The organism is Psychrobacter sp. ASPA161_6, assembly GCF_051970285.1.
Lineage (GTDB): Bacteria > Pseudomonadota > Gammaproteobacteria > Pseudomonadales > Moraxellaceae > Psychrobacter > Psychrobacter glaciei.
In genome coordinates this window covers 468,295-485,274 of record NZ_JBEFNJ010000002.1, presented here as the reverse complement: position 1 = coordinate 485,274, position 16,980 = coordinate 468,295, and the positions used below count along the sequence as shown (strand labels likewise).

The following is a 16,980-nucleotide window of genomic DNA, read 5'->3' as shown; positions in this document are numbered from 1 at the left end:
TCAATGTTCCAGCCAGCTTAATGGATTGATACGTTTGTCGGTATTGATACCACTTCCCACGCCGCAGCTTGGCCCGACACATTCAATGAATTTATTACTTCCATCCTTGTTTTTGTTATCATTACAATCGCCACTTGGACAAATGAGATCAGGTTTACAGTCATCGCCTTCACAGCGATTGACGAGGCTTGAGAACACAGCAGTATCATTATATTGACTGATAATATTATCGACGATACCTGAGCCTGCAACAAAGGTTGAGCGTGATGTATCTACATCTTCTGAGCAGCTACCATAAGGTAGGCAGGTACGTTCGCGTTGGGTTAAGCCTTTGACACCCGCACTACAAGCTTGGATATCTTGCCCTTCATCAGGGTTGTATGTCGAGGATATCAGTACACCAGCGATAGCATCCGGCTCATTAAACATTTTGAGCTTGTATTTGCTAGTAGATACTTCGCCATCATCCCAATAGGTAAAGGGCATATACCAGCCTTGTACCTCATTATTAATCATGTTCTGCCTGATACCCGTGTTACCTCTGTCTGCATCAGTAAACATGAGCTGCTGGAGCTTGTTGCTTTTTTTGTCGGTCGGAATGCTAACCTTTATGACTGGAGTACGCAAACTGATCGTAGATGCTGCATCACTATCATAATCAAATAAATCTCTACGGCTGACGTCTTTATCTATGACGGTATACAGCGCATCAGGTTTATTTCTCTCAGCTGATACTGGGCTACTGCGATCGCCTGTCCCTACGGTTATCATCGCTTGTACGCCTGAGTAAGTGCCCTTTTCATCAGCAGCGTTATTATAGTCATATTTACCATTGTAGAAGGTAATCAAAGGGCGCTCGTATATACGTGGCGGAGCGTCGGTGTCGGTGGTGCCGGTCGCTTGATCGCTGACATCTAGCACTTTTACCACACGGTCTACTTTGAAAGTATCCGTATCTGCATTATTATTAATATCAGCGCGCCATACTTGCCCGCCTAGATCAGCGAAGTAAATATGATCGGTCAGACCATCGTAATTACGATCTATCGCTCTCACTTGGGTGACGATGCTGTGCTTTAAGTCATCATCTCTAGAGTATTGCAACGAGGTACTACGAGAAGTGTTGTTTGCTGAACTGCCTTGATTACTTGCCCACCATAGCAGATCACCATTACCATCAGAGGTATCTACTGTCTCTTCGCCATTAAATACTGGTGTTCCATCATTATCATCAGTCGCATCTTCAACTTTTCCCATCTGCACCATATACATGGCATTACCTTGAGCTTTTGATTTATCTGCACAACTTTCACTACTTGCATTATTGCCTAGTTTAAATTGTGGATCTTCATAACAGTCATCATAGCCACCTGGTAAGAAGCTAACCATCACTCGCTCGCCACCGCTCTTTACATAGCCAAGGGTCGGTTTGCCCCATGTCTGGCCCATGCGTGCATAGGCTTGTTGTTCAGGTGTTGTGTTATTGGTTGTACCGTTTTTAGTGCCACTCAACGCTACTGTCGTAGCACTCTTTCGACGATTGGCATAGTTGGAGCCTACGCTATAGATCATTTTAGGTTCATTAACCTTAGTAACATCTAAAGCATAATACATTGACCCGCCCATACGTAAACCGCCTAAAGCAAAGCTTTGCGCCGCTTCATAAGTATTGATCGTTGTCTTTTCTTCCTCGTCAATCTTTGACTTGGTCGTATATGCCACATAAGTCAACCAAGGGGCATCGACACCATAAGGATAGCTACCGTTTACAGCAGTGCCATTACCATTGCCCGCTAGCGCATCTGGCTGCAAATCAAGGATTTGTTTGGGAACAAAAGTAAAGGTTTCTTGACCAGTGCTGTCATCTAGCATATGTAATGCACCGTCCATAGAGCCGTAGATGATATAGTCTTTACGTTTACTGGTGTCAAATTGTCCAGAGGCGTCGACTGCTACAGATTGAGTAATAAGCTGCGGTGTAGAGTGCAGCACGCCACCGATATTTTTTAGATCTTTATTTTGTGGTTCGCTTAGCTCTGTACCATCTGTAACAGTGTCTGTTACGCTATAACCCATGAATTTCAGCAATGCAAGTTTTTTAGCGTTATTGTTTTCAGTTCCATTAGTTAAGGAGACAAAATTTTCTGGCTTTTTATTAGTAACTTTGAGATTGGTCAAACTATTGCCTGTATCGACAAATAAATTCCTATCACCCAATATAGGCGCATTGGCATTTTCGAATATCTGTTGATACGCACCACCAACTTGCGGTAGACCGCCATCAGGCCTTGTGGTATCAGGACGTTCGATACCAATCGTATTCCAGATATCATGAGTATTTTTGGCAAACAGACCCGTACTGTCCGCGAATACAAAATTATTATCATCACCCTTTAATGTACCATTGACAACATTATACTTTTTGAGGTTACCGTTCCATAGCTTCGGTGATCCCGGTACTGGATCGAGAATGGGCAGATAAGCAAATTTACGTGACTTTAGACCGCCTAGACTATCAAGCGGTACAGACATCGTGCCTGTGGAGATAGACTCAATCTCTGTACTGCCCACTTCTTCGATAAAGGATTTGACACTATCGGCAATATCCGTAGAAGAGTCAGTATAATAAAACCCGCCTTCGCCATAGCCTTGACCTTTTTCACCTAACTTACATAAGTTTTTGGCATCTTGGCCGATACCTGATGCATCACATTGATAGACGTCTACCGTTTCAGGAGGCTTACCCGGTCTAGTGATTACCTTCGAGGTTTTTCCTTTCTCTTTAAGCTCCTTATAGACGTTACCAAAGCCTACGGTTGCAGTCGCAATACTATCTTTTTTGGCATTGTCTTTGCTATACAGTGCTTGGGCATACTCACCAATACATTCCCATGCTGGCTTACCGTACGTTGTACTATTCCGACCAGTTTCAAATGCTGTTCCGTCAGATGTAATCGGAGGTATGACTGTAGATTCACATGAATTACCAATAGTTACTCCCCCCTCTAGGCTAGTATTCATCAAACTTCGAGTATCTGCTTTTGAATAAACGCTATTGGGCTCACCATCTGTCAAAAAGTATACCCCATAGCCATCACACTGGTTATTAGTCTTATTAGGTACAGGGGTAGGCATGGGAGACGAATAGGACGAATTACTTGTTTTAGTTTTTGTTCCTAACATATAGGCACCAGCTTCCGCATAGGCATTCGCTATTGGTGTATATGTTGATGGCTGAAGGCCAGCTATTTTATAAATTAATGAGATTCTGTTTTCTTGCGTTAAATCTGCTATAGGTGCATCAATCTGACCGCCGCCGCCGCGAGACCCTCCGAAAAAACTTCCTAATCCGATCTTATATTTGGTCAGAGCAACTTCTTCGCCAAACCCAGTTTTAGGATCGGCAAACATAGGAATAAGTGCCATTTTTAGTCGTGATATTCGACTGTAGTATTTATCGCCATTGCTTGATGGTCTATAGTACTCTACTGTGTATGGAATATATCCGATATCCATACCATCATCATTAAAAAAACGCTCTCTTATTTCATCACTACCACTATACCTAAACCTAATATTTGGGTAGTCTTCTACAATACTATTGTTATTCATACTGATCGAATTATCTAACATCATCATAATAGAGGCATTACCATTACTCGCTGCTTGGTAAATCTCACGATCAGAGGTGTGCCCTGCGCTTGTTGCCATACAGCCTACAACAACGGTCGATAGTAATTTTACAGACCAGCCTCTAGCAATAGCATGGGCTTTATCATTTTTGATTCTTTGTAAGACTTTCATAATAGTTACCCATGTAAGTTTGGTATTGCAAAGAGCAAAATACTATTGTTAGCTGCCAGAAATACACTCAACACCGACAGGCTGATTTAGATAGGTTTGCTGTTGAGTCTGAAACGGAACGCTAAGTGCCGTTAGGCAACTGTCTACGGTATCTGACCCTGTACGTGGTTTCTTAAGACAACTTGCTATAGCAGACATCGGTTCTTGAGACAGTGCCGGTATGACTGAGGTGACGTAGCCAACAAAGGTGGTACACTCTATCGTCGTATTGCCGCCATTTTCTGGTTTATCAAAGTTATTAGAAAATGTCCCTTCAACTTCTCTACTAAGGATACCTTCGTCATCAGTAGCTATGGGTCTGACGAAGGTCATCTGTGTCATTACTCTGCCTTCACTGACATAGTCGTCACTCTTATCAGGGTCGCAATAACCGTTATTTCTGTTGGCCAATGAGCCACCGTCTTCGTTACGTTCACTGATCTCAAGAATACTAAATAACTTGCTACTGCGAGGCCGTACGCAAAAGCTAACTTCATGTCCCTCTCTTTGTGTCGCTGACATATAGCCTTTGAGCGTATCGACATTACCACGGCGCTCGCTTAGGATACGATCTTCTTTTTCCACTTTCATTAACGCGGCATCGTTGGCTTGAAACAAGAGTTTATTTACTTGATCTGCCGTTGCCACTTTTAAGTCCGTTGTACTTTGCCTTACTGCAATCGTACCCACTATCATAATTAATATAAGAACAAACAGTACAACGATCAGTACTGCACCTGACTGACTGTGAGCAATAGGAAGTGTTTTAGGATACTTTGTAGACAGCCGTTTTATCATAATCCACCTCTTGCATTACGTAATAGTATCGTACTCTCGTAGACGCTACGTAGATAAGTAGGGCCTGCGATAGCATCTGAACTGAGCTTTGCCCCTGTTTTATCAAGTATATTAAAACTCAAGTCATTATTAGACTGCTGAGTTGCTGTTGGGTTATCAGAACGTGACAGTATGCCTATCTGCAAGCTCACAATACGCTGGTCTGTTGCTAAACTCCCAGACGCAGGAATTGGCATATAAGCGATATTTGCTCGCTCAGGAAAAGTGGCAAACGCGGTACTATCTGATACCCCTAGTAGCACTCTAAAATAATCGACATTGGGTATGATAATAGTGCCAGCGCCTGCAAGATTATTATCTTTTACACTTGCTGCTACCGCTGGTGCTTTTGATGTTGCAGGTACGACTGGAACGGTGTAACTGGCTATATCAAGCCCCGTTGGACTTCCAGCAGTATCCTCATCATATTCATAGATTGCAGAAGCACAGGCCAGTCCTGCATCTCGCACGAAATAGCGCTCAATCACATAGAAGTCTTTTGGTATACGAGACCCTTCACAGTCAAACAAGCCGTCTAGACCAGATTGATATTGAATGGTTAGCTGATCGCTATTATCGATGCCGTCTAAGTTACTGATACTACTATTATCGGATGCGCTATTAGACAGTAAGTCTTCTAAAATTGCAGCACTATCTAAGACCAAACCTGATAGATTACCTTCTAACCAGTTATCATCAGTACCACTTGGCGCCGTGAGTACCACTCCGCCCTGCGGGGTCAAATGATTCATAAAAAACTCATCATGATCGCTTGTAGATTTAGCACCATAATTGGTTCGTCTTAGATGTTGCTGTATTTGAGAAAAGCCAAAAATAGCATTATCTTGAATTTGTGAGCTGGCTTCTTGACGACGGCTATTCACCGAGCTGGTGTAAAAAACCTGTAATGCAGCAGCTGAGATCAACAGACCAAGTACCAAAGCAATCATCAGCTCGACTAAGGTAAAACCGTTATCTCTTTTGAATGCTTGTACATTTCTGGGCGGTGTAACAGTAGTATGCGATGAGATTGATTGACAATACTGTGAACTCATATCATATCTCCATCATCATACAAGTGGATTTGGGATGGTAACTACCACCAGCGGCTGCAGCATTATTTTCATCAGCGATCACTCGTTCGGTCAAACAGTCAGTTTCATCATCTCTGCCGATAGTAGGGGTCGTATCGTCCCATGCTGATATCAAGCAATACGAATACATAATGTTAGTGGCAGCATCCGTACCATTCCCGCCAGTATTAGGACAAGGATGCATCTGTATTTGGAAGTCATAGTTCTGTAATTCAGCTTTGAGACTATAGCTTTCAGCTTCTGCTAGTTCTTTTGGATCGCATAAATCTGCAACTACCCCATCCAAACCGCACTGACTAGTAGGTGCACTTGACGACGAATACGACTCATTAAGCCCAGTTGCATAATCTGTAATAGCAGCAGGATTGGCATGAATTTTTTCTGCTATGTTGCGCATCATTACTAATGACTGAGAGCGCTCAAAGGACTCATTGGTTGCCTTAATAGCTTGTCCTTGCAAGGCACTATAGCCAAGTACTGCCACGCTCAATAGCAATAGTGCTACCATCACCTCGATTAGTCCTACGCCTGTCTGTGTGGATCTGCAACTCATTAACAACTCCCAGTATTCGTAGTATTAATATTAGCAATCTTATTAAGACGAATTTGTCTAGGCGTCTCGTTGGTAGAGCCACTATCACAGATGGAATATAAAATATCGTCATCACCTGCAATTACTTTGTTAGGCTGAAAAGTAACCGTAGTTATAGCGGTGGGAGGAGTATTTATAGTAGCGATGGTCACAGTATTTTGGTCACTTATATTGTAAGTAGACAATATGTCACCATCGTTTTGTAAAATAATCGTTTTAGGGTTGCTAGCGCTGTTATAGATAACATCAATGTCTTGACGACGGACAATACTCTCAGCCTTTGCTTCTTTTAATGCATTCTCCAATGTCGAAGCTGTCGATTTAACACGTTGATTGGCCAACTGGGTACTGATACTAGGCGCTGCAATACTGACAATAATGGCAAGCACAGCTATCGTTACCAGCAGCTCAATCAGGGTAAATCCTGAGCTGGTCATTCGTAATGGGTGCGGTAGATTTTTCGCAGATGCGTTCACATCAAATCCTATTTATGGCTGTATGCAGCCCTATTTTCTTAATGGTGCTGAGCACCTAGTTTTTATGATGGTAAAGCCTGTGCCGCTCATCTAATATCTTTAATAATTTGTACAGTTTTCCTGCAATTTTTATTCCATTTTCATTCATAAATAGCGTTGTAGTAACAGCTATAGAGCAATGCACAGAGAAACAACAAATTTAGCTAGAGTATATTCATAATATAGCGGTAAGGTAACACATTAGCAACATAATAGTAGCCATCAATCGAATGAGAATACTTCTATGACTGACTACCATGCGCTAGAGCATAAGCAATAAGAGGATGTTTATGAGAGATTGAAGCGTTATTGAGGGAGGTAATGCCAGACAAGCTATGTAATGCACGCCCTAGCGCTTGCAGACTAGCACCGGTGGTGGCGACATCATCAAATAATATCAAGCGTTTAGCAGGTGGACTTTCAATTAATGCAAAAGCGTTGTCTAAATTACTCAAACGTTCAGCACGCGTCAGTCCTTGCTGACTGATAGTGTCATCTATACGCTGCACCCCATGCCATAGCGGTATTTGCCAATGTTTGGATAGGTGCGCTGATAAAATACTAACGGGGTCAAAGCCACGTTTAATCAGGCGTTGAGCGGTGGTCGGCATGGCGACGATCATACTGTTGTCGTGATGACAGCCGTGCGGGCGTGGGAGTTGACGCAAAGCGTGTAGCAATAATGGCAGCTTGGTCATATCTTCGTGATGCTTAAAGGCACGAATCGCTTGGCGTATCGGATAATCGTAATAGGTCGCTGCTTGGATAGATAATGTACTGCCAGCAGACATGTCTACCTGAAAGGGTTTAGGTAACCAGCTTATACTATGATGGCAATGCGGACAGAGCAGACCGCTATTTAAACGCTTATCAAAGAAATGGCGCAGATTGGCAATAGAGGAATGATTGTTAGGCAAAGAACCAGATGCAGAATTAGCGGTATTTGATGAGTACTGTGACTCTACTATTTGGGATTTTGTTGGCTGAGATTGTATCAGCTGAGACTGTGACACGCTTTGGTGAACACGGCATAACTGGCAGCGTATACTCAGATACTCTGCCAGCCATAGTCCGGTTTGGTAAGGCGCTAAGCGGTACATGCTTTAGGTTTAGGATGAGTATTGATACTAAAAACCCTTCCAGTCATTAAGCACAATACCAAAGCCAATAGATGTGTTTTCGTGATTATAATCGATGATAGACTCGCCATAACCTTGGAACAACTGCACCATACCATTGACGTTTTCTGACAACGGATAGATATAGTCGATTTGTGCAGCGCCCTTGTTCGTGCTTGGATTATAACGCAGGGTACCACTAAGGCTCTGTTGATCAGGCAAATCATACAAGAACTTGATATCGCCATAACCCATATAGTCTTCGATATCTGGATTGTCATCATCGCTGCTATTATCGCTGTTCACGCGAGCCCATAGACGCGGTATGACTGAAAGCTTACCCCACTCCGCTCCGGCCATCAAATAAGCACGATTCCATGAGCGTGATAACGGATCGTCTTGTCCATTAGAATGGTGAACAGCACCGACACCTAACATACGTAGACGGCCACCAAAAGGTAGGTCAGCTGCTACTGGTTGGGTCAAAAATATTTCAGGCTGATAATCAGTCGCACGGAATGGGCGCGAGTTATCTTCGTTATAAACTTGCCAATGCGACTCTTGGGTATAACCAAACCACAAATCTGCACTGGTATCGAATAAATCTTGAGCAACTTTAGTCTTTAAAGACAACTGAAACTTCAGCTCAGTCTCACGTATGTCATTTGCAGACAAAGACTCTGTTTCTTGAGACGGTGTCCCTGGATTTAAATTGGGATCAGACGTATAAAATAGTGGTAACACGTAGGTTGGTCGATAAGGTCTGACCGTCCAAGTACCACGCTCGCTGTTCTTATCAAGGTCATAAGACAAACTAAGCGGCGTATACTTTTCGATATCGCCTTGCGTGACGCCCACATTTTCTAAGACTTCTGCTTCTCTTTGCGTCAGTCCAACGGTATCTAAGCTCTCAGTAGAATCTGACTGATTGACCAGTAAACCTGTATCGGTATTATTGGCCTGCACAATGCTCGTGGTATTCTCTTCAGCAAAGACGACTTGCGGGTTACCTGAAATGGTCGATTTGAAGGTTTTTGCCAAATCTAGCGGTTGTTTGGTACTCGTGTAGCTTGGCGTTTCGCCTTGCTCAGCTACCTTATCGAAGCAGGCCAGACGGGCAGAACTGGTCTGTACTTGCGTACATTCAAAAAACAACTTCGCCTGTTTGGCGACAAAGTCATTACTCGGCAGCTTACTACGATCAATAGGCGTATTAGGGTTTTTTAGACGTTCGTAAACCACTTGTGGAGAGTTGTCATTATCATATTCAAGCATAGCTTCTGCAACAGGTATCTCATTATAAACCTGACCGTCATTCGCCGCTTGTGCTTGCAAAGCCGTACAGCTTAAAGCGATACCCATAGCGATGCTCAGCTGAGTCTTTGACCCAAACCCTAAAGCCATAAGGCTTCGAGTCTGATGCTGGGGTGTAAGAGGAGCAAACATAAGTGTCCTTTGTCATGATTGGCATTGAAGCCAGTAGATTGTCTAATGCAGGTAGCATCAATAATAGCTAAGCTAAAGTTGGTCGTCAGTGATATAGATATGTGATTGAAAATTATTGGGGCGTGTCGCTCATAGCCAGTTTTGGTAGCCATCGGCCATAGCATTGCTGCTTGAACATTGTTGCGTTATTGTAATAAAATTACTGCCATTATACTAGCGTTATCAAGACTTAATCTAGCATAGACTCAATTAATAATGACTTAACAGCCATAATGACAAATCCTTCTCTTTAAATAGTAAATGCGATCATTGTTAAGAAATAAGACACTGAACATATATTAAGAAATCGGTACAAAAAAACCAGCGTCTCCCTCAGCTTATTCGGCTGAGGGAGACGCTGGCTCATCGATGTGGGCTTTGAATGGATTTTTTAGTTAAATTGATCGTTCTTTAGAGCATCACATTTACTGTGTCTTATTCAATTCCGTCAATGTTTGCTCAAACTCTTGACGACCAATTTCACCGACTTGCTTATTCACCAATTGACCGTCTTGATAATACAATAGCGTTGGTGGACCAAACAATTGGTAACGTGCCAAGATAGCTTTTGAAGCATCTGTGGTTTCCGTGATATCTAAGCGCACCAATTGCCAATCCTGCATCTGCATAGGACGATTGTGGAATAAGTTTTTGTCCATAATACGGCACTCAATACACCATTCGGCAGTGACGTCGACAATCACTTTAGGATTAGCCGCGGTAATCACATCCAGCTCCGCAAGTGTGGTAATGCGCACATCATTAGCATTGCTACTGGCATTACTCACTCCAGTCGTCTGGCCAGTCGTTTGCGCCATCATAGGGGAAGTTAGTGAAGCCAGTGGATGCAGACTATCGTCGTTACCCAACGCTGCACCTATAACCAGTGTCGTCGCCCAAATACCTGCAATCAAACCCAATGCTTGGGTCAGCATACGACCCTTGCCTATCCAGCTCCATGCCCATGTCGCTACGACCATAAACCATAGCGCCCAGACCAATAGCATGACTGGTGAGATAAAGACGCGCTCAATCATTAACAATGCCACGGCGAATAACAATAAAGAAAAGCCCAGCTTGACCCAATTCATCCACTCGCCAGCTTTTGGCATGATTTTGCCTTGCGTTGCCCCAATTAGGATCAGCGGTGCGGACAACCCAAAGCCCAGCATAAATAATGCGGCAAATCCTAATAGCGGACTACCGATGGTCGAGACGGCCAGTAATGCCCCGAATAATGGTGCAGACACACAAGGCGATACCACTAAGGCTGATAAGAAACCAGCAACCAAGCTGCCACCCGTACTGCCCAACTTGCTATCACCGGCTTGACTTAAACCTTGCATTTTACTGGTAATGGCACGCGGTAAACGAATCGTAAAGACACCAAGCATATAGAGTGCTAGCAAAACGAATACAATGGCAAAGCTGATTAAGATAATGGGGTTTTGTAGCCAACCGATGATACCTAATGACTCACCAAAGACAGCAATCACCGCGCCCAAAATACCGTAGGCAATAGAGACCCCTATTGCATAGCTGGTCGTTAAAATCACACCTTTTTTGACTGTTGGATTTTTCTGACGGGCAACGATATTAGCAACGATAGGCAACATTGGCAGCACGCAAGGCGTCAATGCCAAGCCCAAACCTGCTAAGAATAGCAAGCCAAATGCTAGCCAAGGATGGCTCGCCAAACCAAAAGGATCGTTGTCGATAAAGTTATTAGATAATACGTTGTCGCGGTTGGTCGCCTCACCCGATACGTTGCTATTTGCTCCAGAGAGCGTATTCGCCGCAGCACTACCACCCAAAGAATCATACTCTACAGCGCTGTCATCTATTAGATCATAATCAATAGCACCATTGTCTGTCAGTGCTTGCTCTTTATCAGGCAAAGCATTGTCAAGATCAGTTGCAGCAGTCCCTCCTGATGTCGTGTTAGAGTTTATAGTTGAATCGGTTGTACTCGCAGAACTGTTGTTTGCAGTAGAGCCATTAGACGCAGCCTCTTTGTTCGCAGCACTAGCATTATCTACCGTTATTTGTGCCGATGTGGCTACGATATCGACAGTCGTATTAATCTTTTCAGGTGGGTAGCATAGTCCAGCTTTCGCACAGCCCTGCCAGCCGACGACAATAGCGGCGTTATCTATATTCTTGCCACTATTATTCGTCAATGTGGTGGTAGCGATCATGTTTGCCTGATCAAATACCAACACCTTGCCAAAAGTTGGATCATCCATTGAATAGGGTGTTTGGCTAAAGGTGAAAGGCGCGGCCGTCACACCCGCAGGTAGCGTGAGCTTAATTTGCTTCTTGTAGACGTAATGCTCAGGAGTGATATCAAAATTAATTGATAAACGCGTACCAGATTTGGTAGGTGTACTATCCGTACTGACTTGAAACGCCTGATTGACTGGCAAAAATTTCGACTGCCCAGCACTTTTATCGCTACTAAAGAGGTCGCTAAGCCCAGCCGCTTGCACCGTCATCGAGGTCGCTGTCAGACCGGTAAGTAATGAACCACTAGCGATAGCAAGCGCTAAGACATATGATTTTCTTTGACGAGTGGTGGCGCTGAATGATGAGGATTTTCGTAATGTCTTGATGGACATGAATGGCTACCTATTATTACCGATACTTGAATCAACCTGCTTGCTGTTTGTCTGCGTGTTATCTGCGTGTCGCAGCAATATTTATCTTCGTTTTAACTTTTTCTGGCGGATAGCATAATCCTGCTGTTGCACACCCTTGCCAACCGATAATAACGGGCACATTCTTGGCGCCTTTGCCATTGCTGGTAATCAGAGTCGTGGTTGCGATCACACTCCTTTGCGTAAATACAGGTACCTTGCCAAAAGTTGGATCATCGATTGAGACAGGTGACTGATTAAACGTAAATGGCGCGGCGCTCACTCCCTTAGGAAAACGTAAAGTGAGCTTATCTTTATAGACATAATGACCCGGAGTAATCTCGAAAGCGATCGATAAACGCGTGCCTTTAGAGGTTGCTTTGGTGCTGCTGACAACTTGAAAAGCTTGATCGACTGGCAAAAACTTCGACTGCGAGGCACTGTTATTATTACTAAACAAGTCACTCAATCCTGCTGCTTGTGCTGTCATGGAAGTCGCTGTCAGTCCAGTCAGTAGCGTACTACCCAACAAAACGAAAGACAACAAGTAAGGTTTTTTGGCAGTAGCTTTGATTGTTATTGCTTTGATTGTTATTGCTTTGATTGTTATTGCTTTACTTGTTAGCATTTTGGAGAATGGCGTATTAATTGGCATGGTTGTCTACCTTTGATTGCTGCTTTCAATGTTTAGAAGTTGGCTGGGTTAGCACTCAAAACCCAGCGCTACGATTAGCGCTGAACCTATCGACTTATAGTGGAATTACTTTAAAAAAATACAGTGCGACTGGGATGAATTTTTCGTAGCCTCTGTGATAGCAGCAAGCAAGCGAAATTTATACCAGTCGCACATAACTATTAGGGCGTGTTGAACATTCAAATGTGGTGCTGGCAGTGACTATTTTTTAGACAATATGCAGTGAAATTTTTGATGCCTAGTCATTCTAGGTTAAACAATTTCGCCATATATTGGCAAAAAATAGTCCTGCCCTGAAAGGCTGATGCCAAAATCACCCCAAACGTTGTTGCAAGCCTAGCTAAGGTCTCGACATTATCGTCGGTTTGCGCCTGATTTGATAAAGTGTTTGGTGCAATTTTAGCAATCAGCAGCCCTAATAGTTGAATGTTCAACACGCCCTAACCTATCGATTCTATTTTAAGTTGACTATATATCGAAATAACGTCGGATTTTTTTGACCAATGCATAAAAAATATCAACCAATAATGCCTTATTGATTGATATACATCGATCATTAACCGTGAGGTCGTAGATCCTGTTTTTTAAAACCGCTACCATTTATTCTCTATTGTCAGTGGCGCTAAATAGTTTATAACTTGGCATAAATATCAGCATCTTGACCTTCACCACCCTGCTGACCATCTGCCCCTAACGAGAATAAGTCATAAGGGCGACCTTCGTTACCCGGTGCCACATATTGCATCTCACTCTCCCAACCATCGGTTGGATAGCCACCTTTGATATAGCCACCATCAGGATAGTTTTTGGCATCCGCAGGCGGTGTCGTCAGAGCATCGAGACCTTGCGCAGTGGTCGGATAGCGTGAGTTGTCCACCTTATACATATCAAGGGCATTCGATACGGTCGCTAGTGCGGTTTCAGTGGTTTTGACACGCGCTTTATCGCTTTGCCCAACCACTTTTGGCACTACTAAACCAGCAAGAATCGCCAAGATCACGATGACGACCATAATCTCAATAAGGGTAAATCCTGACTGGTAATGCGCTTTTGCTGGACGGCGCTGCACCGATAATGGCGTTTGCTCACCCATGGTATCCGAAGGAGCTTGGTTTATCTCACGTTGCGGCACCGTCTTTCCTTGAAGGTTGTCAATCATAGTCATCGCTTTTATCATCGCTTTTGGGATCAGAGTAATTTAAATCGTAAAATGGCAGTCAAGTTGTATTGATTAGTCTTGAGACGATTATCACTATAAACCATGGTTTTATTTTTATCCAGCGCTGCGCTCATATTGTCATCACAGCCAGTATTCAGTAACGGCTGACATTGATGAGAGTAATTTTGACCCGCTTTCACTATAGCGTGGTGCTTGAGTTTGCCATAGTAAAAATGCGACTCAGTCAACAATATACAACAGTAAGCAAATCTTAAGAAAGCTGGCGCAAGGTTTAGAAAGATATTAGGGTCTGTTGAACATTCAAATGTGGAACTGGCAGGGTCTATTTTTTAGACAATACGCAGTGAAATTTTTGACGCCTAGTCGTTCTAGGGTAGATAATTTCGCCATGTATTGGCAAAAAATAGTCCTGCCCTGAAAGGCTGATGCTAAAATCACCCCAAACGTTGTTGCAAACCTAGCTAAGGTCTCGACAGTATCGTCGGTTTACGCCTAGTTTGGGGCAATTTTAGCGATCAGCAGTCCTAATATTTGAATGTTCAACAGACCCTAGCTATCCTGCCAAATCATTCATATTCACAATCGGTAGCATCACTGCCATCACAATAATCATGACCACCACACCCATCAACACTAACATCAAAGGCTCAAGTAATGACAGCAAAGTACTAATAAAGTTGGTGGCTTCCGCTTCTTGCATATTGGCCGCGCGGCTGAGCATGTTTTCAAGCTCGCCTGAGTTCTCGCCACTTTTGATCATCTGTACCATCATCGGCGGAAAGTATGAGGATTTTTCTAACTGACTGGATAAGCTTGAGCCTTCTGTCACCCTATCGGCAGCAGTGATAATGGTTTTTTGAATATGCAAGTTGGTCGCAACGGCAGCGCCAATGTGTAGTGCCTCAATCAGCGGTACGCCTGAGCGCACCAATATCGCAAGGGTGCTGGCAAAGCGCGCGGCATTCAGACCTTTTGATAATCGTGCCAATATCGGCAGTCTCAGCACGACACTATCTATCGTCAGCTTACCTGCTTGTGTCTGGGCAAAGCGATAAAACAAAAACGCCGTCCCTGACAGTACTAGCAGCATCAGCCACCACCACTGGGTAATGATGTTCGATAGGCTAAGCACGATTTGGGTAATCAAAGGTAGTGCTTGCTCAGACTGCTCAAAAACCTTGACGATTTTGGGCACCACGAAGCTCATCAAACCCATGATTACCCCGACTGCCATTACCATTAGCACAATCGGATAAACCATCGCACCTTGGATTTTCTTTTGCAGCGCAAAACGGTTTTCGGTGTAGTCTGCCAGCTGATTCAGGATCAAATCCAAATGACCGGATTTTTCCCCAGCAGCAATGGTAGCGATATATAACGGTGGAAAACTGGCCGCTTGCTGCAACGCACGGGCGAGGCTCAAGCCCTCTAAAACATGCGAACGCACGGCAAGCATTAAGGATTTGATATGGGTTTTTGGCGATTGCTTGGCGACGGCGGCCAGCGTTTCTTCAAGCGGAATACCAGCCGCGAGTAGTACTGACAATTGACGGGTGAGCAGCGCCAACTCATAAGCCGATGGTTTTTTATAACGACTTTTATGTTGATTTTGTCTGTCATTGACTGCACTAACCTCAACGGGCGTCCACTGCTTATCACGCAGCTGCTGGCGTACTTGTCGCGCAGAATCCCCTTCAAGTAAGCCTTTTTGGACACCGCCGTGGTCGTCGAGCGCTTTATAATGATAAGCGGGCATAGCAGCGGATATCCTAAAGTAGTCAAAAAAGGGTTGGATTAGTGCGTAAATATCAATGCTTAAATAACGGCTGGCTTAGATAAAAAACCACTTAAAACAGGGGCGTTGAGTCGTTATTATCAGGCATCAAGCCTTGTAATAATAAAACATCCAGATGCTGCTGTTGCAATTTTTTATCAAAATCATTCACTTCAGCGATCAACATTCTCTCAATGCGTTTGTCACTGGCGAAAACACTAAGTCGCGCACAGATGACTGCCAGCTGATAGATACGTTTTTTACAATAACTGTCCAAGCCCTGTAGCAATCGCACCATATGCGGGGTTTCAAGACTGGCATACTCATAATCGGCAACGACCTGCTGCCCAAGCGACGTCACGCTATAGCTAACAGACAAATGGGCGCAAAAATAACAACTGAATAAATAGCCGACGACATGACCGATGTAATAGCCACGGTCATAGGTAAAACTGCTGACGCCAAAGTGACTGAGTACATAACTGTTGAGGCTGGCTTGCTCTAAGATAGGCTTGCCGTGTTTAAGCTTGCCAACCGTCGCGAAACGCAATGGATTGTGACCATCCTGCATGGTTAGCTGCCAGCCCGCTGGCTGCTGTGCGGGCATATGGCGCACGATATCTGCGATAATATCATCAACCACATGCAGCTGCTGCCAAAGCCTTTCAAGCGCATCAGTATCCATTAGACCGCGCTTATCAAGCTGCTGGGCGAGTAGATACTGTTGATATTCGGCGAACTGTGCTTTTAGCGTTTGCACCAAATAAGTGGGTCGCGTGGCGGCAGAAGCCATATAAAGTAGACGCGTACGTTCGTGCTGGGCACGATACAGCGCCACACGCTGCTCGGCAATATTGGTTTCGTTGACAGCAGTTCTGTTAGTCTCTGAGTTTTCGATACCTGTGCTGTCAATCCTTGCGCTTTCACTCCCTACATTTTCAGAAGTGGGCAAGGTAAATAATGCCAACAACGCTGCTTTATCAGGCAAAATCGCTACCTTATTTTTTAGCTTATCTTCTGACAGAGGCTGATTGTGTCCGATATCATTTTTATCGATACTGCTGCTATTTTTGGCAAACGTAGAAGCGCCTTTTTGGTCATACAATTTTGCAGTTGGTTTTGCGGTCGGTTCAGTCATAACACACCATCAGCTTCAAAAATAAACATCGCTTGAGTCACCAGATATCACTGCCAGACAGCAAAATATAAAGC

At 43.9% G+C, this 16,980-nt stretch carries 12 protein-coding genes; all 12 read right to left on the bottom strand.

The genetic code is table 11. The features are described 5' to 3' along the window. On the bottom strand, positions 1–3,804 hold the full coding sequence (locus ACTQ9T_RS08120) for a hypothetical protein (RefSeq protein ID WP_440464725.1): 3,804 nt from the start codon (positions 3,802–3,804) through the stop codon (positions 1–3). A 48-nt stretch (positions 3,805–3,852) separates the two neighbouring features. Then, positions 3,853–4,641 carry a pilus assembly PilX family protein gene (locus ACTQ9T_RS08115; RefSeq protein ID WP_440464724.1) on the bottom strand — a complete coding sequence of 263 codons (789 nt, stop codon included), beginning with the start codon at positions 4,639–4,641 and terminating at the stop codon, positions 3,853–3,855. After that, entirely contained in the window at positions 4,638–5,735 is a 1,098-nt protein-coding gene (locus tag ACTQ9T_RS08110) for a PilW family protein (RefSeq protein WP_440464723.1), read from the bottom strand. Before ACTQ9T_RS08110 ends, ACTQ9T_RS08115 begins: the two co-directional genes overlap by 4 nt. Position 5,736: 1 nt before the next feature. After that, positions 5,737–6,327, bottom strand: a complete 591-nt coding sequence (gene pilV / locus ACTQ9T_RS08105) for a type IV pilus modification protein PilV (protein ID WP_440464722.1) — start codon at positions 6,325–6,327, stop codon at positions 5,737–5,739. After that, positions 6,327–6,842, bottom strand: coding sequence for a pilus assembly FimT family protein (locus ACTQ9T_RS08100; protein WP_440464721.1), 516 nt, complete (start codon positions 6,840–6,842; stop codon positions 6,327–6,329). Before ACTQ9T_RS08100 ends, pilV begins: the two co-directional genes overlap by 1 nt. A gap of 281 nt (positions 6,843–7,123) precedes the next feature. After that, positions 7,124–7,981 (bottom strand): ComF family protein, encoded by an 858-nt coding sequence (locus tag ACTQ9T_RS08095; protein ID WP_440464720.1) that lies wholly within the window; start codon positions 7,979–7,981, stop codon positions 7,124–7,126. 27 nt (positions 7,982–8,008) lie between these two features. Beyond that, on the bottom strand, positions 8,009–9,445 hold the full coding sequence (locus ACTQ9T_RS08090; RefSeq protein WP_440464719.1) for a phospholipase A: 1,437 nt from the start codon (positions 9,443–9,445) through the stop codon (positions 8,009–8,011). 464 nt (positions 9,446–9,909) lie between these two features. After that, positions 9,910–12,102: a cytochrome c biogenesis protein CcdA gene (locus ACTQ9T_RS08085; protein WP_440464718.1), complete on the bottom strand. Its 2,193-nt coding sequence runs from the start codon at positions 12,100–12,102 to the stop codon at positions 9,910–9,912. Positions 12,103–12,160: 58 nt separating this feature from the next. Further along, positions 12,161–12,775: a protein-disulfide reductase DsbD N-terminal domain-containing protein gene (locus ACTQ9T_RS08080; RefSeq protein ID WP_440464717.1), complete on the bottom strand. Its 615-nt coding sequence runs from the start codon at positions 12,773–12,775 to the stop codon at positions 12,161–12,163. Between the two features lie 670 nt (positions 12,776–13,445). Then, the gene (gspG, locus tag ACTQ9T_RS08075) at positions 13,446–13,907 is read right to left on the bottom strand and encodes a type II secretion system major pseudopilin GspG (RefSeq protein WP_189584089.1); all 462 of its coding nucleotides are present in this window, start codon (positions 13,905–13,907) and stop codon (positions 13,446–13,448) included. A gap of 640 nt (positions 13,908–14,547) precedes the next feature. Then, positions 14,548–15,750, bottom strand: a complete 1,203-nt coding sequence (gene gspF / locus ACTQ9T_RS08070) for a type II secretion system inner membrane protein GspF (RefSeq protein ID WP_010195833.1) — start codon at positions 15,748–15,750, stop codon at positions 14,548–14,550. A gap of 91 nt (positions 15,751–15,841) precedes the next feature. After that, the gene (locus tag ACTQ9T_RS08065; protein WP_440464716.1) at positions 15,842–16,906 is read right to left on the bottom strand and encodes a hypothetical protein; all 1,065 of its coding nucleotides are present in this window, start codon (positions 16,904–16,906) and stop codon (positions 15,842–15,844) included. Positions 16,907–16,980: the final 74 nt, after the last annotated feature.